21 protein-coding genes and 1 pseudogene are annotated in these 24,372 nt (G+C 65.2%); 11 read left to right on the forward strand and 11 right to left on the reverse strand.

Annotation, left to right across the window (positions count from 1 at the left end):
• Window positions 1-4 precede the first annotated feature (4 nt).
• The 11 genes from JG746_RS02445 to JG746_RS02495 all read left to right on the forward strand — a co-directional run bounded on the left by JG746_RS02445 (window position 5) and on the right by JG746_RS02495 (window position 10,750).
• Entirely contained in the window at window positions 5-850 is an 846-nt protein-coding gene (locus JG746_RS02445) for a MurR/RpiR family transcriptional regulator (protein WP_202359235.1), read from the forward strand.
• A gap of 155 nt (window positions 851-1,005) precedes the next feature.
• Complete coding sequence (locus tag JG746_RS02450; RefSeq protein WP_202356734.1) at window positions 1,006-2,940, forward strand: bifunctional 5-dehydro-2-deoxygluconokinase/5-dehydro-2-deoxyphosphogluconate aldolase; 1,935 nt, start codon at window positions 1,006-1,008, stop codon at window positions 2,938-2,940.
• A gap of 35 nt (window positions 2,941-2,975) precedes the next feature.
• Window positions 2,976-4,826 (forward strand): 3D-(3,5/4)-trihydroxycyclohexane-1,2-dione acylhydrolase (decyclizing), encoded by a 1,851-nt coding sequence (iolD, locus tag JG746_RS02455; RefSeq protein ID WP_202356735.1) that lies wholly within the window; start codon window positions 2,976-2,978, stop codon window positions 4,824-4,826.
• Between the two features lie 104 nt (window positions 4,827-4,930).
• Window positions 4,931-5,848: a myo-inosose-2 dehydratase gene (gene iolE, locus JG746_RS02460; protein ID WP_202356736.1), complete on the forward strand. Its 918-nt coding sequence runs from the start codon at window positions 4,931-4,933 to the stop codon at window positions 5,846-5,848.
• A gap of 43 nt (window positions 5,849-5,891) precedes the next feature.
• Window positions 5,892-6,110: a DUF3329 domain-containing protein gene (locus JG746_RS02465; RefSeq protein ID WP_202356737.1), complete on the forward strand. Its 219-nt coding sequence runs from the start codon at window positions 5,892-5,894 to the stop codon at window positions 6,108-6,110.
• Window positions 6,111-6,114: 4 nt separating this feature from the next.
• Window positions 6,115-6,927, forward strand: a complete 813-nt coding sequence (gene iolB, locus JG746_RS02470; protein ID WP_202356738.1) for a 5-deoxy-glucuronate isomerase — start codon at window positions 6,115-6,117, stop codon at window positions 6,925-6,927.
• 148 nt (window positions 6,928-7,075) lie between these two features.
• Entirely contained in the window at window positions 7,076-7,783 is a 708-nt protein-coding gene (locus JG746_RS02475) for a DUF1045 domain-containing protein (protein ID WP_202356739.1), read from the forward strand.
• 35 nt (window positions 7,784-7,818) lie between these two features.
• The gene (locus tag JG746_RS02480) at window positions 7,819-8,958 is read left to right on the forward strand and encodes an alpha-D-ribose 1-methylphosphonate 5-triphosphate diphosphatase (protein WP_202356740.1); all 1,140 of its coding nucleotides are present in this window, start codon (window positions 7,819-7,821) and stop codon (window positions 8,956-8,958) included.
• The gene (gene phnN / locus JG746_RS02485; RefSeq protein ID WP_202356741.1) at window positions 8,955-9,584 is read left to right on the forward strand and encodes a phosphonate metabolism protein/1,5-bisphosphokinase (PRPP-forming) PhnN; all 630 of its coding nucleotides are present in this window, start codon (window positions 8,955-8,957) and stop codon (window positions 9,582-9,584) included. The genes JG746_RS02480 and phnN overlap by 4 nt, the downstream gene beginning before the upstream one ends.
• A 198-nt stretch (window positions 9,585-9,782) precedes the next feature.
• Window positions 9,783-10,538, forward strand: coding sequence for a COG4280 domain-containing protein (locus tag JG746_RS02490; protein ID WP_202356742.1), 756 nt, complete (start codon window positions 9,783-9,785; stop codon window positions 10,536-10,538).
• On the forward strand, window positions 10,535-10,750 hold the full coding sequence (locus JG746_RS02495) for a hypothetical protein (RefSeq protein ID WP_202356743.1): 216 nt from the start codon (window positions 10,535-10,537) through the stop codon (window positions 10,748-10,750). The genes JG746_RS02490 and JG746_RS02495 overlap by 4 nt, the downstream gene beginning before the upstream one ends.
• An 87-nt stretch (window positions 10,751-10,837) precedes the next feature.
• Here JG746_RS02495 and JG746_RS02500 read toward each other — a convergent pair.
• The 11 genes and pseudogenes from JG746_RS02500 to JG746_RS02550 all read right to left on the reverse strand — a co-directional run bounded on the left by JG746_RS02500 (window position 10,838) and on the right by JG746_RS02550 (window position 24,330).
• Window positions 10,838-11,718: pseudogene (locus JG746_RS02500) on the reverse strand (SMP-30/gluconolactonase/LRE family protein).
• A gap of 2 nt (window positions 11,719-11,720) precedes the next feature.
• Window positions 11,721-12,689, reverse strand: a complete 969-nt coding sequence (locus JG746_RS02505; protein WP_202356744.1) for an ABC transporter permease — start codon at window positions 12,687-12,689, stop codon at window positions 11,721-11,723.
• Window positions 12,686-13,702 carry an ABC transporter permease gene (locus JG746_RS02510; RefSeq protein ID WP_202356745.1) on the reverse strand — a complete coding sequence of 339 codons (1,017 nt, stop codon included), beginning with the start codon at window positions 13,700-13,702 and terminating at the stop codon, window positions 12,686-12,688. The genes JG746_RS02505 and JG746_RS02510 overlap by 4 nt, the downstream gene beginning before the upstream one ends.
• 3 nt (window positions 13,703-13,705) lie before the next feature.
• A complete protein-coding gene (locus JG746_RS02515; RefSeq protein WP_244730645.1) occupies window positions 13,706-15,208 on the reverse strand; it encodes a sugar ABC transporter ATP-binding protein in 1,503 nt (500 codons plus the stop codon).
• Window positions 15,209-15,275: 67 nt separating this feature from the next.
• Window positions 15,276-16,343, reverse strand: coding sequence for a substrate-binding domain-containing protein (locus JG746_RS02520; RefSeq protein ID WP_202356747.1), 1,068 nt, complete (start codon window positions 16,341-16,343; stop codon window positions 15,276-15,278).
• Window positions 16,344-16,507: 164 nt separating this feature from the next.
• Window positions 16,508-17,572 (reverse strand): sugar ABC transporter substrate-binding protein, encoded by a 1,065-nt coding sequence (locus tag JG746_RS02525; protein ID WP_202356748.1) that lies wholly within the window; start codon window positions 17,570-17,572, stop codon window positions 16,508-16,510.
• A 291-nt stretch (window positions 17,573-17,863) separates the two neighbouring features.
• Window positions 17,864-18,628, reverse strand: coding sequence for a GntR family transcriptional regulator (locus JG746_RS02530; RefSeq protein WP_202356749.1), 765 nt, complete (start codon window positions 18,626-18,628; stop codon window positions 17,864-17,866).
• A gap of 184 nt (window positions 18,629-18,812) precedes the next feature.
• Window positions 18,813-19,541 carry an E3 binding domain-containing protein gene (locus JG746_RS02535; RefSeq protein WP_202356750.1) on the reverse strand — a complete coding sequence of 243 codons (729 nt, stop codon included), beginning with the start codon at window positions 19,539-19,541 and terminating at the stop codon, window positions 18,813-18,815.
• Window positions 19,538-20,548 (reverse strand): C-terminal binding protein, encoded by a 1,011-nt coding sequence (locus tag JG746_RS02540; protein ID WP_202356751.1) that lies wholly within the window; start codon window positions 20,546-20,548, stop codon window positions 19,538-19,540. The genes JG746_RS02535 and JG746_RS02540 overlap by 4 nt, the downstream gene beginning before the upstream one ends.
• 30 nt (window positions 20,549-20,578) lie before the next feature.
• Window positions 20,579-22,972 carry a thiamine pyrophosphate-dependent enzyme gene (locus JG746_RS02545; RefSeq protein ID WP_244730854.1) on the reverse strand — a complete coding sequence of 798 codons (2,394 nt, stop codon included), beginning with the start codon at window positions 22,970-22,972 and terminating at the stop codon, window positions 20,579-20,581.
• Between the two features lie 137 nt (window positions 22,973-23,109).
• Entirely contained in the window at window positions 23,110-24,330 is a 1,221-nt protein-coding gene (locus JG746_RS02550) for a mandelate racemase/muconate lactonizing enzyme family protein (protein ID WP_202356753.1), read from the reverse strand.
• Window positions 24,331-24,372 lie beyond the last annotated feature (42 nt).

Below are 24,372 nucleotides of genomic sequence, written 5' to 3' on the forward strand. Positions count from 1 at the left end.
GACGATGGACGAACGGGTACCTCGCGACTTCGAGACGCTGCGCGCCACGATCCTTGACCGGCGCGAAAGCCTGCCCAAGCGCATCGCCCAGATCGCGGCCTACGCGCTCGACAATCCCGACGACATCGCCTTCGGCACCGCCGCCAGCATCGCCGCCTCGGCCGGCGTGCAGCCTTCGACCCTGATCCGCTTTGCCCAGCAGCTCGGCTTCGACGGCTTCACCAGCCTGCAGCAGGTGTTCCGCGAGCGGCTGCGCGAGCGCAACTCGTCCTATGACGAGCGGCTGCAGGCGCTACGCGCCAAGGCCGAGGGCGGCGCCGGCCACCGGGCGATCTTCGACGGCTTCGTCCACGCCGCCAGCACCTCGCTCAACGACATTTCCCGCATGCTGGACGACGCGCATCTGGAAGACGCGATTTCGCTGCTGGCGAAGGCGCAGACCATCTACGTCCTGGCCAAGCGGCGCTCCTATCCGGTGGCGACCTATATCGCCTATGCGCTGGGCAAACTGAAGATCCGCAACCAGCTGATCGAATCGGCCGCCGGGCTGAACGCCGAGATGATCGCCTTCGCCACGCCGGCGGATGCCGTCATCGCCATCTCCTTCTCGCCCTATGCACCGGCCACCATCGAGGAAGCCCGCACCATTTCGGAACAAGGCGTGCCGATCGTGGCCATCACCGACAGCTCGTTCTCGCCGCTCGCCCAGTTCGCCAGCGTCTGGTTCGAGGTCGCCGAGGCCGATTTCGCCGGCTTCCGCTCGCTGTCGGCGACGATGGCGCTGGCCATGGCGCTGACCGTCGGCGTTGGCGAGAAGCGGCGTGATATGGGCCGCAAGCGCAAGGCCTAAGCCCACATCAAGAGGCAATTTTGGACCAGGGAATGCTCATTCCATATTGACTATGGATTGGAATTATTATTTCATATTCCCCGGCACCACGCCGCCGCTCGCGCGTGTTACCCAAACAATGTTGTTCCTGACAACAAGACTGACGGGAGGTTCCAATGAGCGAAGCCGTGGACGCCAGACAGACGCCGCTCGACGTCATCACCATCGGTCGCGCTTCCGTCGACCTCTATGGCCAGCAGATCGGCTCACGGCTGGAGGACATCACCTCCTTCGCCAAATCGGTCGGCGGCTGCCCGGCCAACATTTCCGTCGGCACGGCGAGGCTCGGCCTGCGTTCGGCGCTGCTGACGCGCGTCGGCGACGAGCAGATGGGCCGCTTCATCCGCGAACAGCTGAAGCGCGAAGGCGTCAACACTGACGGGCTGAAGACCGACAAGGAGCGGCTGACAGCGCTGGTGCTGCTTTCGGTCGAGAGCGAAGGCGTTTCGCCGATGATCTTCTACCGCTCGGACTGCGCCGACATGGCCCTGGCGCCGGAAGACATCGACGAGGCATTCATCGCTTCGGCGCGCTCGATCGTCGTCACCGGCACGCATTTTTCCCGACCCAACAGCGACGCCGCCCAGCGCAAGGCGATCCGCATCATGAAAGCCAAGGGCGGCAAGGTCGTCTTCGACATCGACTACCGGCCCAATCTGTGGGGCCTCGCCGGCCATGCCGAAGGCTTCGAGCGCTATGTCAAATCGGACCGGGTCTCGGCCCAGCTGAAGACGGTACTGCCCGATTGCGATCTCATCGTCGGCACCGAGGAAGAGATCATGATCGCCTCGGGCGCCGATGATTGCCTGAGCGCGCTGAAGACGATCCGCGCCCTGTCGGCGGCCACCATCGTCTTGAAGCGCGGCGCCATGGGCTGCATCGTCTATGACGGACCGATCAGCGACGATCTGGAAGACGGCATCGTCGGCAAGGGTTTCCCGATCGAGATCTACAATGTGCTGGGCGCCGGGGACGCCTTCATGTCCGGCTTCCTGCGCGGCTGGCTGGGCGGCGAAGACCATGCGACGGCGGCGACCTGGGCCAACGCCTGCGGCGCCTTCGCCGTGTCGCGCCTGCTGTGCGCGCCGGAATATCCAACCTTCGAGGAGCTGCAGTTCTTCCTCAAGAATGGCAGCAAATACAGGGCGCTGCGCAAGGACGAGGCGATCAACCACATCCATTGGGCGACGACCCGCCGGCGCGACATCCCATCGCTGATGGCACTCGCCTGCGACCACCGTGTGCAGCTCGAGGACGTGGCGGCGAAGGCCGGCGCCGATCCGGCGCGCATCCGCGATTTCAAGGTGCTGGCGGTCAAGGCGGCGGCAAAGGTTGCCGCTGGCCGCGATGGCTATGGCATGCTGATCGACGAGAAGCATGGCCGCGAGGCGATGTTCGAATTCGCCAGGCATCCCTTCGCCTGGCTCGGCCGCCCGGTGGAACTGCCGGGCTCGCGGCCGCTGCGCTTCGAATTCTCGCAGGATATCGGCTCGCAACTGGTGGAATGGCCGGTCGATCACTGCATCAAGTGCCTGTGCTTCTACCATCCCGACGATCCGGCGGCCCTGAAGGAAGAGCAGCAGCAGAAATTGCGCGCACTGTTCGAGGCGGCGCGGAAAGTCGGCCGGGAACTGCTCGTCGAGATCATCGCCGGCAAGCACGGCAAGCTCGACGACACGACCATTCCGCGCGCGCTGGAAGAGCTTTATGCGCTCGGCATCAAGCCGGACTGGTGGAAACTCGAGCCGCAGGCGTCTGCCGGCGCCTGGGCCAGGATCGAAGCGGTCATCCTGAAGCACGATCCCTGGTGCCGTGGCATCGTGCTGCTTGGCCTGGAAGCCCCGCAGGACGAGCTGGAAGCGGCGTTTGCCGCGACCGCCAAGGCGCCGATCGTCAAGGGCTTTGCCGTCGGCCGCACCATCTTCGTGCACGCGGCGGAGGAGTGGCTGGCCGGCAGGATGTCGGACGACGAGGCCGTCGCCGACATGGCGTCGCGCTTCGAACAGTTGACCGAGGCGTGGCTTGCCGCGCGCGGCCGCAAGGCGGCATAAGAAGGCGCGGCACAAGGACTGCGGAGGAAAACACCATGAGCAAGACAATCCGCCTGACGATGGCGCAGGCGCTGACCCGCTTCCTGTCCCGCCAGATGACCGAGATAGACGGCAAGAAGACGCCGATCTTCGGTGGCGTCTGGGCGATCTTCGGGCACGGCAATGTCGCCGGCATCGGCGAGGCGCTCTACCAGGTGCGCGACGAGCTGCCGACTTTCCGCGCCCACAACGAACAGGCGATGGCGCATGCGGCGATCGCCTATGCCAAGGCCAATTTCCGCAGCCGCTTCATGGCCGCGACCTCGTCGATCGGCCCCGGCGCGCTCAACATGGTGACGGCGGCAGCCCTTGCGCATGTAAACAGACTGCCCGTCCTGTTTTTGCCCGGCGACGTCTTCGCCAACCGCATTCCCGACCCGGTGCTGCAGCAGGCCGAGGATTTTTCCGACGGCACGGCGACGGTCAATGACTGCTTCCGTCCGGTGTCGCGCTATTTCGACCGCATCACGCGGCCGGAGCAGATCATCCCGGCGCTGAGCCGTGCCATGCAGGTGCTGACCGATCCGGCCGATTGCGGCCCGGTGACGCTGTCGCTCTGCCAGGACGTGCAGGCCGAGGCCTATGATTATCCCGAGAGCTTTTTCGCCGAGCGGGTCTGGCACCAGCGCCGTCCGCGCCCGGATCGCCACGAGCTTGCCGCTGCTGTCGCGGCACTGAAGGGCGCCAAGAAGCCGCTGGTCATCGCCGGCGGCGGCGTTCTCTACTCGCAGGCCTCCGATGCGCTGGCCAGGTTCGCGGAAGGCGCCGGCATTCCGGTCTGCGAGACGCAAGGCGGCAAGTCCTCGCTTCCGGACGATCATCCGCTCAACATGGCGGCGGTCGGCGTCACCGGCACGTCGGCGGCCAACCGGCTGGCCGAAGAGGCCGATGTGGTGCTCGCCATCGGCACGCGCCTGCAGGATTTCACCACCGGCTCGTGGGCGCTGTTCAAGAACTCCGGCAAGACCATCATCGGGCTCAACGTGCAGCCTTTCGACGCCGGCAAGCACCGCGCGCTGCCGCTGGTCGCCGACGCGGCCGAGGGACTGGCCGAACTCGGCGCCGCGCTGAAGGGCTGGAAGGCGCCTGCCGCCTGGACCGACAATGCGGCCAAGGGCAAGAAGGCCTGGCAAGCCGAGGCAGCCAAGGTGACGGCGTCGACCAATGCCGCCTTGCCGTCGGACGCGCAGGTGATCGGCGCCGTGCAACGCGCCATGGGATCAGGCGTGACATTGCTGCATGCCGCTGGCGGCCTGCCCGGCGAATTGCACAAGCTTTGGCAGGCCGGCGCGCCCGGCTCCTACCATGCCGAATACGGCTTCTCGACCATGGGTTACGAGATTGCCGGCGGGCTCGGCACCAAGATGGCCAAGCCGGACGACGAGGTCGTCGTCATGATCGGCGACGGCTCCTATCTGATGCTGAATTCCGAGATCGCCACGTCGGTGATGCTCGGCTTGAAGCTAACCATCGTACTGCTCGACAACCGTGGCTATGGCTGCATCAACCGGCTGCAGATGGCGACCGGCGGCGCCAACTTCAACAATCTGTTGAAGGACTCGCGCCACGAGATCCTGCCCGATGTCGACTTCGCGGCGCATGCGGCGAGCATGGGCGCGATAGCAGAGAAAGTACCGTCGATCGCCGGGCTGGAAACCGCACTGCAGAAGGCCAAGACGAACGACCGCACCACCGTTCTGGTCATCGACACCGATCCGCTGGTTTCCACCGATGCCGGCGGCCATTGGTGGGACGTGGCGGTGCCGGAAGTGTCGGCACGGCCGCAGGTCAACGCAGCGCGCAAGGCCTATGACGAAAAGCGGCAGATGCAGAGCGTCGGCCATTGATGCTAGCTCCCTTCTCCCCGTCCCTATACGGGGAGAAGGTGCCGGGCCGATGAGGGGCGGCGCCAGCGGCCAAAGAATGAACTGTTCTAATCTGGAGTGACGACTTGAAAGCCAAACTGGGCATGTCCCCCATAGCGTGGTGGAACGACGATCTTGCGGAATTGAGCGATGACGTGTCGCTGGAAGAGTGTCTGCGCCAGTCGCGTTCGGCCGGCTTCACCGGCATGGAGATGGGCCGGCGTTTCCCCAACGACCCCGCCGTCATGCTGCCGATCCTCAAGGCGGCCGACGTGACGCTGTGCGGCGGCTGGTTTTCCGGCACGCTGGTCGACGAGGAGATGGGCAGGAACAAGGATCGCATCCAGCCGATGATCGAGCTGTTCAAGGCAGTCAACGCGCCTTGCATCGTCTATGGCGAGGTCGGCCGCTCGATCCAGGGCGACCGCTCCAAGCCGCTGGCCACCAAGCCGAAACTGCCGGGCGACGAGATGAAGGCCTATGCAAGGCGCCTGACAGAATTCGGCGAATGGTGCGCCGAACAAGGCATGCCGCTGTCCTATCACCATCACATGGCGGCGGTGGTCGAGACCGAGCCGGAACTCGATGCCTTCATGCGCCATTCCGGCGAGGGCATTCCGCTGCTGCTCGATGCCGGACACCTGGCCTTCGCCGGCGGCGACGTGCTGCGCGCCATCGATAACCACCACAAGCGCATCAGCCATGTCCATGTGAAGGATGTGCGCATGGGCGTCATCGACAAGCTCGACCGCACGAAACAGTCTTTCCTCGACGCCGTGGCGCTCGGCGCCTTCACCGTGCCGGGCGATGGCTCGCTGGATTTCGGCGCCATCGTGCAGCGCTTCGCCGACCATGGCTATGAGGGCTGGTTCGTGGTCGAGGCCGAGCAGGATCCGAAGAAGAACCCGCCGCTCAAGATGGCGCAGGTCGGCCACAAGGAACTGATGCGGGTGATGACATCAGCCGGCTACACCGTCGAAACCCAGGGTTTTCCGAATGCCTGACGCGGCGGGTTCACGGCGAGGCAGGTTGCTGTAGATTGGCCCGATGAAAGATTACGAGCACCCCTTCTTCCGGCCCTTGTGGCGGCGTGTCGCCGTCGTCGCGGTCTGCGTCATCTGGTCGATCATCGAGTTCGCCACCGGCACGCCATTCTGGGGCACCATCGCGCTCGGCTTCGCCGGCTATGCCGTCTGGCAGTTTTTTTATCTGTACAAGCCGGCCGAAGAGAACAAGGCGACGGCCGAGTCCGAACCGAAGGAGTAAGCGGATGTCCAAGCTGCTGGTGAAGGCCGACAAGGGCCATGGACGCGTTGCCCATGTGACGCCGAAAAGCGCCGGCTGGACTTATGTCGGTTTCGACCTGCATCGGCTGCAACCCGGCGAAAGCGCCTCGGGCAGGACGGAAGACCGCGAAGTCTGCCTGGTGTTCGTGACCGGCAAGGGCACGGCGAAGGCAGGCGGCAAGGATCTCGGCCTGCTCGGCGAGCGCATGTCGCCTTTCGAAGGCAAGCCGTGGTCGGTCTATGTTCCCGAGGGATCGGACTGGTCGGTGACAGCGGACACCGATCTCGAACTCGCGGTCTGCTCGGCGCCTGGCCTTGGCGGCGGGCTGCCGGTTCGGGTGATCGGGCCGGACGATCTTGGCCAGGAGGTGCGCGGCAAGGGCACCAACACGCGCTACGTCACCAACATCCTGCCGGAAGGCAAGCCGGCAGATTCGCTGCTGGTGGTCGAGGTCATCACGCCCGGCGGCCACACGTCGAGCTATCCGCCGCACAAGCATGACCAGGACAATCTGCCTGATGAATCCTATCTCGAGGAGACGTACTATCATCGCCTCAACCCGCCGCAGGGCTTTGCCTTCCAGCGCGTCTACACCGATGCCGACACGAACGGCCATCGCGCGCTGGATGAAGCCATGGCGATCGAGGATGGCGATGTCGTGCTGGTGCCCAAGGGTTATCACCCCTGCGCCGCTTGCCATGGCTACGACCTCTACTATCTCAACGTCATGGCCGGGCCGAAGCGGACGTGGAAATTCCACAACGCGCCCGAGCACGAATGGTTGATGAAGGCCTGACAGTCCGATTCCGCCTGAACTTATTGGTCCAGCGCGGAAAAATCGTCGGCTAAGGACCTATTGGGTCGATTTGCCTTCGAAAACCCTTCAAAGCTTCGTCAATCCGTCATGGAAATCACCTATGGCAGCGGTCTGACGAGGACTTCCCATGCGTTATGCCATCTACTTCACCCCCCGGCAGGACGAACCGCTGGCGCGGATCGCCGCCAACTGGCTGGGCCGCGACCCGTTCGGCGCGGCGACAAGGCCGGTCGAGGCCGTGGCTGATCTGTCGGCGGCGGAAGTCGCCTTCCACACCGCCTCTGCCCGCCGCTATGGCTTCCACGCCACGCTGAAGGCTCCCTTCCGCCTGGCCGCCAACGAGACCGAGACCTCGTTGCGCGCTGGGCTTGACCATTTTGCCGAGGCGACGCCTGTCGTGACGATCCCGCGCCTCGTCGTCAGCCAGATCGACAGCTTTTTCGCGCTGGTGCCGGACGAACCGTTGCCGCCACTCAACCGTTTCGCCGACGATGTCGTGCGCGATTTCGACCGGTTCCGCGCGCCGCTGACCGAGGCCGAGATCGAGCGGCGCAGCCCGGATTCGCTGAAACCGGCCGCGTTCCGCAATCTCTGCCAGTGGGGCTACCCCTATGTCTTCGAAACCTTCCGCTTCCACATGACGCTGTCGGGCCGGGCCGGGCCACAGGAAAGCCCTCGTTTGCGCGCAGCAATCGACAGCCTGTTCGCGGATGTGTTGCGGCAGCCGGTGCTGGTCGACGCGCTGACGCTGTTTGTCGAAACCGAACCTGGCGCACCGTTCATGGTGCTTTCGCAGCACGCGCTGGGACGCCGCCCGGCGAGGAAGACCGCCTGAACAACCCTGCTCGAAGAACCAAAGGACTGCCCGAAATGACCGCCGAGACCGTTCTTTCCAACGCCCGCATCGTGCTTGCCGACGAGATCGTCGAGGGTTCGCTGGTGCTGCGTGACGGCTTTATCGCCGGCATCGACGCGGGTAGCAGCCGCAACGGCGAGGACATGGGCGGCGACTATGTCATTCCCGGGCTGGTCGAACTGCACACCGACCATCTCGAGGGCCATTACGCGCCACGGCCGAAGGTGCGCTGGAACCCGATCGCCGCCGTGCTTGCACATGACGCGCAGGTGGCGACCGCCGGCATCACCACCGTGCTCGACGCCTTGCGCGTCGGCATGGACGAGGACGCCGATCTCACCTCAGCCGATATCCGCAAGCTGGCCGACGCGATCGAGGACAGCGTCGCGCAGGATCGTTTGCGGGCCGATCATTTCCTGCATCTGCGCTGCGAGGTTTCGGCGCCGGACTGCCTGCAGGCCTTCGCCAATTTCGACGAGGACGACCGGGTCAAGCTGGCCTCGCTGATGGATCATGCCCCCGGCCAGCGCCAGTTCGTCAACCTCGAAACCTATGCCTATTACTACCAGCGCAAGCTGAAGCTGAGCGACCGCGACTTCAAACTGTTCTGCGAGAAGCGGATGGCGGAATCGGCGCGCTATTCGACGCCGAACCGCGCGGTGATCGCCGCCGCCTGCCAAGAACGCGGCATCGTGCTGGCCAGCCATGACGACGCCACGTCGAGCCATGTCGACGAGGCGGTCGAGCAGGGCGTGCGCGTCGCCGAGTTCCCGACCACCGAGGAAGCGGCGCGCGCTTCGAAGGCCGCAGGCCTGGGCGTGCTGATGGGAGCGCCCAACGTCATGCGCGGCGCCTCGCATTCGGGCAATGTCTCGGCGCGCACGTTGGCCAGCGACGGCCTGCTCGACATCTTGTCTTCGGACTATATCCCCTTCAGCCTGATCCAGTCGGCCTTCTTCCTCGGCGACATGGTCGAAGGCATTTCGCTGCCGCAGGCGGTCGCCATGGTGTCGAAGAACCCGGCCGAGGCCATTGGCCTGACCGACCGCGGCGTCATCGAACAGGGCCGCCGCGCCGATCTGGTACGCGTGCGCGTCGACGACCATGTTCCGGTGGTGCGCACCGTCTGGCGGCAGGGACGCCGCGTCGCATGATGGTGTCGGCCTTGATCGAGCGTGAGTTGTCCGCTGAAACCTTCCCTGTCCGTCATGGCGTCTTTGTCGCCGTCGTGGGGCCCAGCGGAGCCGGCAAGGACACGGTGATCGGCTACGCCCGCACCCTCTTCGCCGACGAGAGCCGGCTGGAGTTCGTCCGCCGCGTCATCACCCGGCCGAGCGATACGGCAAGCGAGGATCACGACACGCTGGCCGATGCCGCCTTTGTCGAGGCCGAGGCCGACGGCGCCTTCGCCATTTCGTGGGAAGCGCATGGCCTGCGCTACGGCCTGCCTGCCGATGTCGACTGGTCGGTCGCCAATGGCCATGTCGCGGTGGCGAATGTGTCTCGCGCGATTATCCCGGTGTTGCGTGAGCGCTATGCCAATCTTGCCATTGTCGAGATCACCGCCTCGGCCGATGTGCTGGCCGAGCGGCTGGCGATGCGCGGCCGCGAGTCGCGCGGCGAAGTGCTGGCGCGGCTCGCGCGCAGCGCCAATGTGACCCTGACCGGCCCCGGCGTCACTACGATCGACAATAGCGGCCCGCGCGAAGTGGCCGGCGAGCGTTTCGCCGAGCTGCTGCGCAAGGCAATGGCCTTTTCCGACATTTCAGGCCTGATCTGATTCAAGCGTGCGTGCTGCAGCCACGTCACGCAGCCCGCAGCCTGATTGGCCCAAGCGCCGCCCAGCAGCGCTCACTTGCTTTCCCGCAGCTTCCGGAGCGCTATGTGGTGCTGACCACAGAAGTGATTCCGGGCTCCGCGTCCCGGGACACCCGCTCAGAGAATCCCGGGGGCGAACGAGACAAGACAGGACGCTTTTATGCAGACGCTGACGCCCATCCTCTCGACGGTCACGGCGGCATTTCTCGCCTCCTTCGTCGAGGTCGTCGAAGCCTTCACCATCGTGCTGGCGGTCGGCGTGACACGCAGCTGGCGCCCGGCGCTGACGGGCGCCGCCCTGGCGCTGGCGTTGCTGGCGGCGCTGGTGCTGGCGTTCGGGCCGCTGCTGGCGCTGGTGCCCATCACCACGCTGCAATTCGTCGTCGGGGTGCTGCTGATTCTGTTCGGCATGCGCTGGCTGCGAAAGGCTATCCTGCGCAGCGTCGGCGTCATCGCGCTGCATGACGAGGAGGCGGCCTTCTCCAAGGAGACCGCCGCCCTCAACCAGCAGGCCAATGACCGCCGCGCCGACTATCTCGCCGGACTGGCCTCGTTCAAGGCGGTGCTGCTCGAGGGTGTCGAGGTGGTGTTCATCGTCATTGCCGTCGGCGCGGCGCACGGGCAGACGCTCTACGCCAGCCTCGGCGCGCTGGCGGCGTTTATCCTGGTGACGCTTATCGGCCTGGCGGTGCACAGGCCGCTGGCGCGCGTGCCGGAGAATGCGCTCAAATTCGTGGTCGGGCTGATGCTGACCAGCTTCGGCATTTTCTGGACCGGCGAAGGCATCGGCGCCGACTGGCCGGGCGCCGATCTCGCGCTGCTCGCCATCTTCGCCACCGTCGCGCTGGCATCCTTTGCCATGGTGCGCTGGCTGCGCGGCACCTACCCCGTATCGGCCGGAGGGCTCGCCCGATGAACGCCGTTCGTCTTGTCGCCAGGGAATTCCTCGGCATGTTCGTCGACGACGGCAATCTGGCGCTGCTGGCGCTGGTGCTGGTGGCCGCCGTCGCGGCGGCGGTGAAGCTGCTGGCCCTGCCGCCGCTGCTCGGCGGCGCGCTGCTGCTGGTCGGCTGCCTCGCCATCCTGCTGCAAAGCGTTCACCGCGCCGCCCGCGCGGTCAAACGTTAAAGGCAGCCACATACTCGGTATCGTTTCGGTTTCGGAACGATACATGCTGTTTGGCCTGTCCGTTCTGACGGAAGCGGGCCAACGCAGCTATCCCTTGAAGGCCGGCAGGGTCAGGCCCTTGACGCCGACATCGAGCGCGAACAATCCGCCGGGATTCTTCTGGCGGACGAAGTGGCTGGCCGGGCGCTTGAGCACGGCTGACGTGACATAGAGGATGTCGAGGTCCTTGCCGCCGAATTCGCAGCACGTCGGCAGGTCGGTCGGCAGAACCACGGTCTGCATCAGTTCGCCATCAGGATCATACCGGCAGACCTTGCCGGTCACCGGGATGGTCACCCAGTAGCAGCCCTCTGCATCGACGGTGGCGCCGTCGGCGACGCCGCCGGTAACGGTCATGTCGATGAAGGTGCGGCGGTTCTCGATGTCGCCGGTGGCGGGGTCGAAATCATAGGCCCACACCGCGCCGGCATGGCTGTCGGAGAAATACATGGTCTTGAATCCGGGCTCCAGGCCAAGCCGTTGGAACAGCCGATGCCGTCGATCATCCTGTGCACGGAAAGGTCCGGATCGAGCCGATACAGCGCGCCGATGAATTCGATCGGCTGGCCCGGCACCTCGAACATCGAACCCGACCAGAAGCGGCCCTGACGGTCCGGCTTGCCGTCGTTGAAGCGGGTTTTCGGCATGTGCGCTTCCGGGTCGACGATCGGCTCGAATGTGCCCGTCGCCGGATCGAAGAAATGGAAGCCGTTGGTCATGGTCAGCACAAGGCCGCCCTTTTCGCGCAGGCCGAGGCAGCCGAGATATTCCGGTGCCTCGAAGGTCTCGTCCTTTTTGGTCACTGGGTCGTAGCGATGGATCAGCTTCTTCCAGATGTCGATCCACCACAGCACACCGGCTTTGGGGTCCCAGAGCGTGCCTTCACCGAGTTCGGCCCTGGCATCGACGACGCACGTGATTTGAACCATGGTCAGCCCTCCTTTCTGCGCAGCCTGCCGCCGAGGCCGGCGAACGTCTCGCTGCCGATCGACACGGTGAGCAGGATCACCGCGCCGTAGACGATGAGCAGTGCGCCGCTCGACAGGTTCAGTGCCGGCAAAAGACCGGTGAGGATGGTCAGCACCATGGCGCCGGCGACGGTGCCGAGATAGTGGCCGCTGCCGCCGAGGATCGAGGCGCCGCCGATGGCGACCGCGGCGATCGAGGTGAACAGGTAGGCGTCGCCCATGCCGAGATAGGCCTGGCCGGAATAGCCGGTCAAAAGCATGCCGGCGAAGGCGGCGGTGAGGCCCGAGATGACATAGGTGAGGATGGTGGTGCGCGCCGTCGGCACGCCGGAGAATTCGGCGACCGTGGCACTGGTGCCGAGCGCGTAGAGATGGCGGCCGAACGCCGCCTTGGAGAGCAGCAGCGTCGCCGCCAGCGTCAGCGCCAGCCAGATCAGCGCGATGACCGGGAAGCCACCGATCCGTCCGACCGACATGAACTGGATCAGGGCGGGCGCCGACGGCGTCGGCGAGCCGCCGGTCAGCACCAGGATCAGGCCTTGCAGGATGACATTGGTGGCCAGCGTCATGATGATCGGCGGCACGCCGAACTGGGCGACGCCGATGCCGTTGATGAGGCCGATGAAGGCGCCGCCGGCGAGCAGCAACGGCATGACCCAGGCCAGCGGCAGATCCTGCCCGCCGCACAGCAGCGCCATGATGATGGCGGCCGAATTCAGCACCCAGGGCACCGACAGGTCGATGCCGCCGCCGATGATGACGAAGGTCTGGCCGAGCGCGACGATGCCGACGAAGGCGGCGAGAACGACGGTCGAGCGCATGTTGGAGACCGACAGGAAGCCCGGCGAGAACATCGCCGTGACCAGGAGCAGCACGACCATGCCAGCATAAGCGAGCACGATCAGGCGGTTGCGGGTGAGGAAAGCGCTCATTGGACGCGGTTCCTCGCGGCTTTCTCGGCAACGGAGCTCGCAAGCACAGAGAGCAGCAGGATGACGCCGGACGCGACCGGCTGCCAGTAGCTCGATACATGCAGGACGAAGACCAGATTGCCGATCAGGGTCAGCACGAAAGCGCCGATCAGCGTGCCGGCGAGATGGCCACGGCCGCCGAAAAGGCTGACACCGCCGATAACGGCAGCCGCCACCGAGGGCAGGATATAGTCCTTGCCGATGGTCGGCGAACCGGCGCCGGTCTGGGTCACCAGGAACAGCGCAGCACCCGCCGCGAACAGGCCGGACAGGCCATAGGTGAGGAGGTTGACCCTTGTGATCGAGACGCCGGAGAGGAAGGCCGACTTTTCGTTGGAGCCGGTCGCCTGGATGGCAATGCCGACGCGCGTCGCGCGAAACCACCACCAGAAGACGAGCAGCACCAGCAGCATCCAGACCGGGCTGGTCAGGCCGAGGAGCTGCGCGGAAGCGAAGCCGACCCACCAGCCAGGAACGCTGCCGCCATCGGTCGGCAGGATGATCATGGCGACGCCGTTAAGGATCGACCAGGTGGCGAGAGTCACCAGGAAGGGCTGCAGCTTGAGCAGCGAGATCAGCAGACCGTTGAGCGCGCCGATGACAAAGCCGAGCGCCAGAATGATCAGCGCCCAAAGGGCAGTGGTCGACGGATCGTCGGTGAAGCGCGTCGCGGCGATCACCGTGCCGAGGCTGATCATGCCGCCGATCGACAGGTCGATGCCGCCGCGCAGCAGCACGATGGTCTGCCCGGTCGCGGCCAGCATCAGCGTCATCGCCGCCGCCGTGTCGAGGTTGAGCTCGTCCAGCGTGAAGACGCCGGACTGCAGGCTGCCGTAGATGCCGATGATCAAGGCAAGCATCAGGCAGGCGACCAGGAACGGCGCGCGGTCGAGCAACCGGCCGCGCCAGTCGATGCCCGGTCTTGCGGATTTTACCTCGGCCGGCCTTGGCGCCATCTCCATAGACATCACCATGGTTCACGCCGCCCTGGTTTCAAGCATGGCGGCGCGCAGGATTTCCTCCTCCGAAATGTGATCTCCCTCCAGCGTCGCGGCAATACGGCCGTTGCGCATGACCAGCACGCGGTCGGCGACATGGACGAGTTCGGGCATGTCGCTGGAGTGGAACAGGATCGCATAGCCCTTGGCAGCGAGGTCGCGCATCAGCTGAAAAATCTCGCCCTTGGTGCCGACATCGACGCCGCGCGTCGGATCGTAGAGCAACAGCACGCGCGCCTGCGTCAAAAGCATCTTGCCGAAGATCACCTTCTGCTGGTTGCCGCCCGACAGCGTGCCGGCAAGCTGTTCCGGCGTGCCGGCCTTGATGCGCAGGAAATCGACCATTTCCTTGACCAGGGCGGCTTCCTTTTGCCGGCTCAGCAAGCCGTTCTCGGTGAAGCGCTTGATGACCGACAGCGTCAGATTCTCGCGCACGCTCTTGGTCAAAAGCAGGCCCTGCCCGCGCCGGTCCTCCGGTACCAGGGCGATGCCATCCTTGCCGGTCAGCGCCTGGCGCGGATTGCCAATGGAAGCCGGCTTGCCCCACAGTTCGATCGTGCCGCTCGCCCTGGTGGCGCCGAACAGCGCCTGGAACAGCTCGCGCTGGCCGTGACCCTGCAGGCCGCCGACGCCGAGCACTTCGCCTTCGCGCAACGCAAAGTCGACACCGGAGAGCCGGCTGCCGCTCGAAAACCCCTTTACCCCCAGGGCGATACGGTCGGTCGCTGTCGGCACGCGCTCGGGATAGAGCCGGTCGAGATGCCGGCCGATCATCTGGGTGACGATCTCGTTGTCGGACACCGCATTGGCCTCGTGCGCGGCGACGGTGCTGCCATTGCGAAAGATGGTCAGCCGGTCGGCGATGGCGCGCACCTCGGCCATGCGATGCGAGATGAAAATGACCAGCCGGCCTTCGGCGGCCAGCTGCCGCGTGAGTTTCAACAGCCATTCGGCCTCGCGCGCCGGCAGGGCGGAAGTCGCCTCGTCGAGGATCAGGATGCGCGGATCCTTGGCCAAGCCCTTGGCGATCTCGACGATCTGCCGTTCGGCGAGTGTCAGCCGCCGCAGTTCCTGGTCGGGACGGAGTGCCGGGAAATCGTATTTTTCGAGCAGCGCCAGCGTCTTGCGGCGCATCTCCGCGCGGTTGACGGTGCCAAGCCACGTTCGTGGCTCGTGGCGGAACCAGATGTTCTGTTCGACGCTGAGATCGGGGATCAGCGACAATTCCTGGAAGACGGCGGCGATGCCGCGCGCCTGCGCCGCATCCGGATTGGCCGGGCGATACTCCTGGCCATCGACCAGGATCGAGCCGCCATCATGCTGCACGGCGCCCGACAGGATCTGGATGAAGGTGCTTTTGCCCGCGCCGTTCTCGCCCAGCAGCGCATGCACCTCGCCGGCGCGGGCGCTGAATGTCGCCTCGCTCAGCGCGACAATGCCGCCATAGCGTTTGGAAAGGCCGTTGACGGTGACAAGGTCCATGAATGCGCCTTCGAAAAGCTCTCCCGACATCTTGCGATGCCGGGAGACAGGGTCGTGGTCACGGATGTTACTTCGCCCCGGCGGCTTCCGCAGCGGTGATCTCGACCCAGTCGGGCGTGATCGGCAGCGTCAGGCCGGGTGCCTGGTCGGGGAAGGCATTTTCGCCAATCGCGATCTTGATCATCTTGGTGCCCGGATAGAGCTTGGACTCGAAGGGGTCGGTGGTGACGAAGTCGCCCTTGACCGAGACGGAACGCTCGGCCGGCTTCTTGCCGGTGTCGAGAATATCGACCGCCAGCTTGATCGCTTCCGAGGACAGATAGGCCGGGTTGGAGCCGAGGATGCACTTGGCGCCTTGCGTCTGCGCGCAGGTGACGGCGGCGACATTGTAGGAGAAGCCGACGACCGGGACGATCGGCCGGCCGGCATCCTTCAGCGCCTGGATGGCGCCGGAGCCATAGCCTTGCGTCATGATGCCGTCGATCTTCGGGTTGGCGGCAAGCAGGGCCGCGACACCGGACTGCTCCGGGCCGAGCGCATAGTTGCCATTGTAGTAGCCGACGACCTTGATGTCGGGATATTTGGCCAGCACCTTCTCATAGCCGCCCTGCAGCTGCGCCGAGATCGGCGCGCCGGCGAGGCCGCGGTCGAGGATGATGTTGCCCTTGCCGCCAAGCTGCGTGGCCATCCACTCGGCCATGACGGAAGGGATGCGGTCCCAGTCGGACGCGACGGCATAGGCGCAGGGTTCGGTCACCACCTGGTCGAACGAGATGACGACGATGCCGGCGTCACAGGCCTTCTTGATGGTCGGGTTCAAGGCCGAGTCCGAGCCGGCATCGACGAGGATGGCGTCCGGCTTCTGGCGGATGATGTTGTTCAGCGAGTTGATCTGCGCCTGGACGGTGTTCTCGACATTCTCGATCTTGAGGTCGACCCGGCCCTTCAGCGGCCCCTTGTTGACCGAGACGGTGGCGACACGCTCCATCTGCTGGCGCCAGTCATTGCCGACGAAATTGTTCGAGAGATAGATGGTGTAGGGCTTCTTGTCCTCTGCGTGGCTCGGCGCCGTGCCGACGGCGATTGCGGAGATGGCAAGCGCTGCCAATCCGGCGCAAACTGTCTTCAATTTCATGATCTCTCCTCCTTCGTGTTTCCTGCATCAGCCGGTGACGGACTTCGCCATCTTGGTGGGTGTTGCGCGTAAATTGATACCGGTACCAATACGCCTTGTCAATTTGAGCCAAGGCGCATTGGAGAGGCCTGAAGCGACCATTTCGCCGCCGCCGGCAGGCATCGTCATTTCGATCCGGCAGCTTCGGCCGGGGTGATTTCGACCCAGTCCGGGCTAACCGGAAGAAACAGGCCCGGCGCCATATCCGGAAAGGCATTCTTGCCGACCTCTATCTTCTGCATGGTCGCGTCGGGGTACAATTCCGACGGGACCGGATCGGTGGTGAGGAAGGCGTTGCGCAGCAGTATCTTCTTCTCCGCCGGCTTCTTGCCGTCGAGGATCTCCACCGCGAGCTTCAGGGCCTCGGCCGACAGATAGGCGGGGTTGGGTGCAAGGATGCACTGGGCGCCCTGGATCTGAACACAGCTCGTCGTCGTCAGGTTGAAAGGACTGCCGGTGACGGGAACGATCGGACGCCCGGCATCCTGCAGCGCCTTGATCGCTCCGGCGCCGTAGCCCTGGACGAAGATGGCGTCGACTTGCGGGTGCGCCGCCAACAGGCTGGCGACGCCTGCCTGTTCGGGCCCCAGCGCATAGTCGCCGTTGAAATAGCCGACCACTTCAATGCCGGGATATTTCTTGATGACTTCCTCGAAACCACCCTGCAGCTGGGCGGAGATTGGAGCGCCGGCAAGTCCGCGGTCAACGAGGATCTTGCCCTTGCCGCCGAGCTTCTTGACCAGCCACTCGGCCTCGACGCGCGGCGCCCGGCCCCAGTCCGACTCCATCGTGTAGGCGCAGGGCGCGCTGACGATCTGGTCGAAGGCGATGATCAAAATGCCGGCATCGCAAGCCTTCTGGATCGTCGGGTTGAGGGCTTCGCCTGAGCCCGCGTCGATGACGATGGCATCGGGCTTGTTGCGAATGATGTTGTTGAGGGAATTGATCTGCGCCTGGACCGTGGTTTCGACCACCTCGACCTTGAGATCGACGCGACCGGCAAGCGGCGGCTTCTTGACCGCGATGTCGGCGCTGCGCAGCATCTGCTGGCGCCAATCATTGCCGACGAAATTGTTCGAGAGATAGATGGTGTAGGGTTTCTTGTCCTGTGCGTTGGCCGGTACGGCACCGATCGACAGCAAAGCCGTCGCGATCACCGCAAGCCCGGCAAGGAATGCGCCTGCTTTCATCATTTCCTCCTCCCGTGTTTGGTGTCTGCCATGCGAACGCCCGCCGCCTTTCAAGCGCCTTCCAGGCACACCCCATTCGACAGACTTTGTTCCTATGCATGCCCCGGAACCGCAGCGCATCTTGGGTGACATGCACCAGGCAAATGCTCAGCGTCGGATGCGGCTTCGCATCCACGTTGGATCGTGGTCCTCCGCGCAGCATTCATCCTAGCTATGATGCTATTATAATTTTATAAGTCTGTCCATGGCCGGGACCAGGGAATCGGCGGACGCCAATGCCGCCGACAAGGTTCAGGACAGGTCGTTCGGGGCGTCGTAGGTGATGCTGAAGATGTCGGCGGGGTGGCGGGCAACGGAGAATTCGATGCTGCGCTGGTCCGCCGACTGGTAGAGCATCTCCACCGTCAGCACCGGACTGCCGAGCGTGATGCCGAGATCGGCGGCAACCGCCTCGTCGGCGATCTCGGCGCGCACCGTGACATGCGCCACGTCGAGCCGCAGGCCGAGATGTTTCTGCACCGAGCGGAAGATCAGCACGTCGGAAAAATCTTCCCGCTTCAGACGCGCGCCGATGTCGGGCGGGAAATAGGTGGTGATCTGCGCCTTGCGCTGTTCGCCGATCGACAAGACGCTGCGCAGGCAATAGCCGGCCTCGTCCTTGCCCATGCCGAAATGGCGCTGGAGCACCGGCGAAACCTCCTTGCGGTAGGATTTCACCGTCAGTTGCGCATCCTTGGTGAAGGCCGCCATGTCGGCGAAATTCTTGAACTTCCAGCTCAGATTGACCGAGGGGCTGCGCGCCGCGACCACCGCGGGCTTGGCCGAGCGCTTGCGGATCAGCCCGTCGGCCTCGAGATCGCGCAGAGCCTGGCGAACCGTGATCAGGCTGACGCCGAAATGCTCGGCAATGGTCGCTTCCTTCGGCAGTTCGCCGCCGACGGGGAAGGTGCCGTTGCCGATCGGCTCGCGCAATATATCGGCGAGCTGGCGATAGAGCGGGCCATTGGCGCGGCCGAGCGTGCGCCTGGGAAGACTGTCTATGGTCGGGTGGTCCATGTGCCTCGTCGCGCCTCGAGCGTTTCACCGTTTCACCGAAACGGCGAACCGCTCTATCTCTTTGTTTGACGCAATTCCGGACGGAAAACCGCTTCGCACTTTTCCTGGAATTGCTCCAATGTCGAAGCTTTTATAATAGCTTCCTTCGCAGGAGGCTAGGCAAGGCTGTTGACGATCAACCGTCTCAGACAAAGAGCCGAAGCGGCTGCTCGATCGCCGATTTCAGGGTCGCCAGCCACCCGGCAGCGGCGGCCTCGTCGACGCTTGCCGCATCCACCGTCAGCAGGCATTCGGCCCGGTCGCCCGGCGTGTCGAGCGAAACGGTCAGGCGCATGGAACGGCCCGGCAGGAGTGGCGTCATCACCGGCCGGATGTCGCTCGCCGGCAGCAGCCGCAGGGATAGGGCTGCCGGGGTTGTTTCGGTCTCATCACGGTTGTCGGCCAATGCCGCAAGCCGCATTGCGCGCAGCGATGCCAGGGGCATTTCGGGGTCCATGGCGAAGACGGTTTGCCGGCCGGCCAGTTCCAGCGCCACGGAACTCGTGCCGACTTTGGTGGTATCAGGCATCTCGGCAAAAGCGCGACCGGCAGCGCGCAGCAGCACGTCGTCGAGGGCGAACACATGGCCCGAACTCCCAAGCGCCGCCAGCAGGCCTTGCAGCGCACCGAAGGCAACGGACGTCGCGAAGGCGGCGATCCGGGATACGGCGGGGGAAGGCGCCGCAAGGGTGGCGACATCGGGCGAAACGACCGGCGGGGCAACCGGAACGAAGGCTTGCACATCGGCGGCCAGGATACGCCCGCCAGGGCCGCTGCCGCGAAGTGCTTCGAGCGGGAGAGAACGTTCGCGCGCCAGCCGACGGGCATAGGGAGAAACAGCCACGCGTCCGGTTTGCGCCGCAGCGATGTTCATTTCAGGAACTCGGTATTGACGCAGTTGGTCAGCCGTCCCTCGACGAGATAGGCATGCACGACCTCGATCGATTTCAACCTGAGGTCGCGCATCGATGCCGGGCTGTAGAAGGCAGCGTGCGGCGTGACGATCAGGCGGTTGGCGATCCAGGGCTCCCGGGCGCGCCATGCGGCCAGCAGCGGATGATCGAGATCGCCTGGTTCGTTCGGCAACACGTCGAGGCCCGCGCCGGCGACGATGCCCTTGCGCATCGCCGCTTCGAGCGCATCGAGATCGACGATCGGACCGCGCGCGGTGTTGACCAGCACAAGGCCAGGCCTGGCGGCGGCGAAGGCGGCAGCGCCAAGCAGCTTGCGGGTTTCCTCGCTGAGCGGCGTGTGGACGCTCACCACATCCGCGCGCGCCACCAGTTCCGCCAGCGAATGAACGCGTTCATAGCCGGTCGACAGGTCGACGCCGGACAGAAGATGCGGGTCGTAAAACACCACCTTCATGTCGAAGGCGGCGGCGCGACGCGCAGTAGCCAGTCCGATGCGGCCGAGGCCGACAATGCCGAAGGTGGCGCCCTTGTGCCGGCGCACCAGCGGCGCCTTGGAGAAATGCCAGCCCTCAGTGCCATGGCCGGCAAGCTCCGCGCCATAGGCCGACGTGCCGCGCGTCAGCGCCAGCATCAGGCCGATGGCGTGGTCGGCGACCTCGGTGGTGCCATAGTCCGGCACGTTGCAGGCCGGAATTTTCCGCGCGCCCCAGCCCTGCGTGTCGATGTTGTCGAAGCCGACGCCGGAGCGCACGGCGATCCTGGCCTTGGGAAACGCCGACGGGGCGGCCGCGACATTGTGCGTGGGCGAATAGTTGATGACGGCATCGACCGCCTCGCAGATCACCGGATCGAGTGCCGCGGCCTTGTCGTTGGTCGAGCGGGCGAGGATGAGTTCGATGTCGGGATAATGCTGCCGTTCGAGTTCGGCCTCGTCGGCGGCTTGCCAGTTGGCGCACAGGATCTTCATGCCAGTCCTTCGGATTTCAGGGTACGGTGGTCACTTCCTGACGCCGCCGATGCGGCCGCCCATCGGCACCACGGCGCCGACCGGCTGATCGATGGCACTGAGTGTCCCGCTGACCGGCGCCTCGATCTCGACCACGGCCTTGTCGGTCTCGATCTCGGCGATCAACTCGCCTTGCTTGACCGCGTCGCCGACCGCCTTCAGCCATTTGACGACAGTGCCTTCGCTGACGGTGAGATCGCCGAACGGCATTGTGACCGGCTCGTCGTCGCCGGCAGCGGAGGCGGCGGCAAGTGCTGGCGCGGGAGGCTGCGACTTGACCGTGGGAGGCGCCGGTTTAGCCGGCGCAGCACTTTTCAGACCGACCGTGTACCAATGGTCCGGCACCGGCGGCTGGCCAGCAATGACGTCGCGCACGCCCTGGGCGATGCGCGCGACATCGACCAGCATGGCGCGCTCCAGTACCGGCGCGAAGGGATGTGAGGTCGGCGCGGTGTGCAGCCTTCCGGGCGGCGCATCGAGTTCGTCGAAGGCGAGTTCGTTGATGGCCTGGGCGATCTCGCCGCCAAGGCCGCACATCGCCCAGGCTTCGTCGACGATGAGCAGGCGGTGGGTTTTGCGAACGCTGGCGACGATGGTGTCGATGTCGAGCGGCATGATGGTGCGCGGATCGATCACCTCGGCCTCGGTGCCTTCAGCGGCGAGTGCTTCCGCAGCCTCCAGCGCACGCTGCACCATCTGGCCGGCGGCAACGATGGTGATGTCGGTGCCGGCCCGCGCGATGCGCGCGACGCCGAACGGCACAAAATGCTCGCCGACCGGCACCTCGCCCTTGGAGGCAAACAGCGCCTTGGGTTCCAGCATGATGACGGGATCGCCGGCCCTGAGCGCTGTCTTCATCAACCCCTTGGCATCGGCCGGGGTGGAAGGCACGCAGACAATGAGGCCCGGCATATGGGCGAAGACCGGATGGTAGATACCGCTGTGATGCGGGCCGGAGCTGCGCAGCGCGCCGGCGCCGACGCGCACCACCATCGGCGCGCTCATCAGGCCGCTGGTCATGTAGCGCAGCTTGGCCGCCTGCAGGAAAATCTGGCCGGCGGTCTCGAAGGCAAAGTCGGCAAACATCAGGTCGGAAACGGTGCGCGCGCCGGTGGCGGAGGCACCGACAGCGGCGGCGGTAAAGCCCTGTTCGGAGATCGGCGTGTCGACCATGCGCGCGGCGCCGAACTCCTGCCAGAGGTTCTTGGTGTGGGCGAAACTGCCGCCACGTTCGCCGGTCCCCTCGCCGAAATAGAGGATCGCCGGGTTGGCGCGCATCTCCTCGGCGATGCCGTCGCGTACCGCTTCGAGCCAGCCTTGTGTCTTCGTCTCGCCGACGGCGCGCGGCTGCAGTGCGGCCGGCGGATTGATCGGATCGGCGAAGACATGCAGGCCCACCGTCGCCGGGTCGGGCTCGGCCGAATTGCGGGCAAAGGCCAGCGCGTCCTCGACCACCTTCTCGATCCGCGCCTCGATGGCCGCAAGCGCTTCGGCATCGGCGATGCCATAGTCCTCGATCAGTTTCTTGCGGAACATGTCGATCGGATCGCGCTTGATCCAGGCGTCGAGTTCCTCCTGCGTCCGGTAAGTGCCGATGACCGGATCGCCTTCGTGGTGGCCGACGGTGCGGTAGGTCTTTGCCTCGATCAACGTCGGGCCCTTGCCAGCGCGGGCGCGCTCGGTGGCCTCCTTCATGGCCAGCCAGACGGCGAAGACGTCGTTGCCGTCCACCGCGACCCCAGGCATGCCGTAGGAGGCGGCCTTGGTGGCGATCTCGGGATTGAGCGTGATCGACGCCAGCGGCGTGGCGGTGGCGTAGAGGTTGTTCTCGCAGATGAAGACCGCCGGCGCCCGCTGCACGGCGGCGAAGTTGAGTGCCTCGTGGAAGCCGCCATGGTTGGCGGCGCCGTCGCCGAAGAAGGCGACACCGATATCGTCGCGGCCCTGCTGGCGGGCGCCCATGCCGATGCCGACGGCGTGGCCGATGCCGGCGGCGACGATGCCATTGGTGCCGAACAGGCCGACCGAGCGGTCGTAGAGATGCATGGTGCCGCCACGGCCGCCGCAAATGCCGTCAGCCTTGCCGAACAATTCAGCCATCACCCGGCCGGGATCGGCGCCCTTGGCCAGCGCATGGCCATGGCCGCGATGGGTCGATGTCACCCAGTCCGTCGGTCTGAGATGCGCGCAGACGCCGACGCCCGTCGCCTCCTCGCCGATATAGAGATGCAGGAAGCCGGGCGTTTCGCCCTTGCGGCAAGCGATCTGGGCAATGCTTTCGAAACGGCGCAACAGCACCATACGTTCGAACAGGTCGAGCAGGATTTTTGGGTCGGGCAGGTTTGGAGCGCCCTTGAAATCGTCGCGTGCGCGCGCCGCAGACATTGCCACCAAAGCCTCCCTGAATGCGTCTGGCGCCGGGCGGCAGGGCACCGGCGGCGAGCTTGTTGGTCGCTCGCTTTGGCGCATCATAGATTATAATAGCATAATGTCTACTGGCTCCGAACGGAACCAGGCGATGGCTAGATTCTGGTGATCCGCACGGTCGCGTCGGGCCGCTGAAACAGCTCCGGGCGCAGGCTGAGACCCAGCCCCGGCCCTTCGAGCGGCGCGACGCGACCGTCCTTGACCGGCGGAATGTCGGCGACGATCTCGGTGTACCAGCCGGTGAAATAGGCGCGCACCGCTTCCTGGTAGTTGACGTTCGGCAAGGTCGCCGACAGCGCGCAACTGGCGGCATAGACGATCGGCCCGGTGCAATCGTGCAAGGTGACCGGCAGTTCGCTGGCTTCGGCCATGTTGGCGATCTTGCGCGCTTCAGAGAGCCCGCCGCACCAGGCGAGGTCGATCATGATCACCGAAGCCGCGCGCTTGTCGATCAGCTGCTTGAACATCTGCCGCGAGGCGAGCCGCTCGCTGGCGGCGATCGGGATGGAGGTGTGCCGGGCAAGCTCGGCCATGGCATCAAGTTCGTTGTAGCGGATCGGCTCCTCCAGCCAGGCGACGTCGTAGGCTTTCAACGCTTCGGCGATGCGCAGCGCCGGCGGCAAGGTCCACAGGCCGTGCAGCTCGACCATGATTTCCATGTCGCGGCCGACGGCGTCGCGGATTCTCTGGAAAGGCTCCAGCGCCTTGTCGAGATCGGCCAGCGATATGCGGGTACCATTCGATGCCTCGGCGGCGATGTCGAACGGCCAGATCTTCATGGCGCCGATGCCTTCGGATGTCAGGCTCCTGGCGAGATCGCCGGCATTGTAGCGCCAGGCGAGCAGGTCCTCGTAGGGGCCTTCGTTTGAGTCGCCCTGCTTCAGCGACCAGTCCTCGCCGCGCTCGAACAGAGCATTCCTCTTCGTGGCGCGGACATGTTTGTAGCCGGCGCAGGTGTTGTAGATCGGTACGGTCCTGTGCGTGCGTCCGCCAAGCAGCCGCCAGACCGGCTCGCCGAGCGCCTGGCCATAAATATCCCACAGCGCGATGTTGACGGCGGAATTGCCGCGCACCTCGGCGCCGGAATCGCGGGCGCCGACATAGACGCTGCCCAGCGTGCGGTCATGCAGCTCGATGTCGCGCGGATCCTTGTCCAGCAGGTAGGGGGCGACATTGTCGTGGATGTAGGCGGCGACCGGCCCCGGCGCCCAGAACGTCTCGCCGGTGCCGATGAGGCCGGCATCGGTGTGGACGCGCAGCCAGAACAGGAAGGGAAATTCGGCCAGTTGCAGCGTTTCGAGCGCGACGACTTTCATCTTTTCTCTCCCCATTGCGGCGGACCATGCGGTCGACGGGAC

The sequence above is a fragment of the Mesorhizobium sp. 113-3-3 genome (assembly GCF_016756495.1).
Classification (GTDB): Bacteria; Pseudomonadota; Alphaproteobacteria; order Rhizobiales; family Rhizobiaceae; genus Mesorhizobium.

Excerpts from the sequence above, each read along its gene's own strand:
- JG746_RS02550 (WP_202356753.1), bottom strand. The coding sequence starts at position 24,330 with ATGAAAGTCGTCGCGCTCGAAACGCTGCAACTGGCCGAATTTCCCTTC.
- JG746_RS02535 (WP_202356750.1), bottom strand. The coding sequence starts at position 19,541 with ATGAACATCGCTGCGGCGCAAACCGGACGCGTGGCTGTTTCTCCCTAT.
- JG746_RS02530 (WP_202356749.1), bottom strand. The coding sequence starts at position 18,628 with ATGGACCACCCGACCATAGACAGTCTTCCCAGGCGCACGCTCGGCCGC.
- JG746_RS02510 (WP_202356745.1), bottom strand. The coding sequence starts at position 13,702 with ATGGTGATGTCTATGGAGATGGCGCCAAGGCCGGCCGAGGTAAAATCC.
- JG746_RS02540 (WP_202356751.1), bottom strand. The coding sequence starts at position 20,548 with ATGAAGATCCTGTGCGCCAACTGGCAAGCCGCCGACGAGGCCGAACTC.
- iolD (WP_202356735.1), top strand. The coding sequence starts at position 2,976 with ATGAGCAAGACAATCCGCCTGACGATGGCGCAGGCGCTGACCCGCTTC.
- JG746_RS02465 (WP_202356737.1), top strand. The coding sequence starts at position 5,892 with ATGAAAGATTACGAGCACCCCTTCTTCCGGCCCTTGTGGCGGCGTGTC.
- JG746_RS02475 (WP_202356739.1), top strand. The coding sequence starts at position 7,076 with ATGCGTTATGCCATCTACTTCACCCCCCGGCAGGACGAACCGCTGGCG.
- phnN (WP_202356741.1), top strand. The coding sequence starts at position 8,955 with ATGATGGTGTCGGCCTTGATCGAGCGTGAGTTGTCCGCTGAAACCTTC.
- JG746_RS02525 (WP_202356748.1), bottom strand. The coding sequence starts at position 17,572 with ATGAAAGCAGGCGCATTCCTTGCCGGGCTTGCGGTGATCGCGACGGCT.
- iolB (WP_202356738.1), top strand. The coding sequence starts at position 6,115 with ATGTCCAAGCTGCTGGTGAAGGCCGACAAGGGCCATGGACGCGTTGCC.
- JG746_RS02445 (WP_202359235.1), top strand. The coding sequence starts at position 5 with ATGGACGAACGGGTACCTCGCGACTTCGAGACGCTGCGCGCCACGATC.
- JG746_RS02450 (WP_202356734.1), top strand. The coding sequence starts at position 1,006 with ATGAGCGAAGCCGTGGACGCCAGACAGACGCCGCTCGACGTCATCACC.
- JG746_RS02490 (WP_202356742.1), top strand. The coding sequence starts at position 9,783 with ATGCAGACGCTGACGCCCATCCTCTCGACGGTCACGGCGGCATTTCTC.
- JG746_RS02480 (WP_202356740.1), top strand. The coding sequence starts at position 7,819 with ATGACCGCCGAGACCGTTCTTTCCAACGCCCGCATCGTGCTTGCCGAC.
- JG746_RS02515 (WP_244730645.1), bottom strand. The coding sequence starts at position 15,208 with ATGGACCTTGTCACCGTCAACGGCCTTTCCAAACGCTATGGCGGCATT.
- JG746_RS02505 (WP_202356744.1), bottom strand. The coding sequence starts at position 12,689 with ATGAGCGCTTTCCTCACCCGCAACCGCCTGATCGTGCTCGCTTATGCT.
- JG746_RS02520 (WP_202356747.1), bottom strand. The coding sequence starts at position 16,343 with ATGAAATTGAAGACAGTTTGCGCCGGATTGGCAGCGCTTGCCATCTCC.
- JG746_RS02495 (WP_202356743.1), top strand. The coding sequence starts at position 10,535 with ATGAACGCCGTTCGTCTTGTCGCCAGGGAATTCCTCGGCATGTTCGTC.
- JG746_RS02545 (WP_244730854.1), bottom strand. The coding sequence starts at position 22,972 with ATGTCTGCGGCGCGCGCACGCGACGATTTCAAGGGCGCTCCAAACCTG.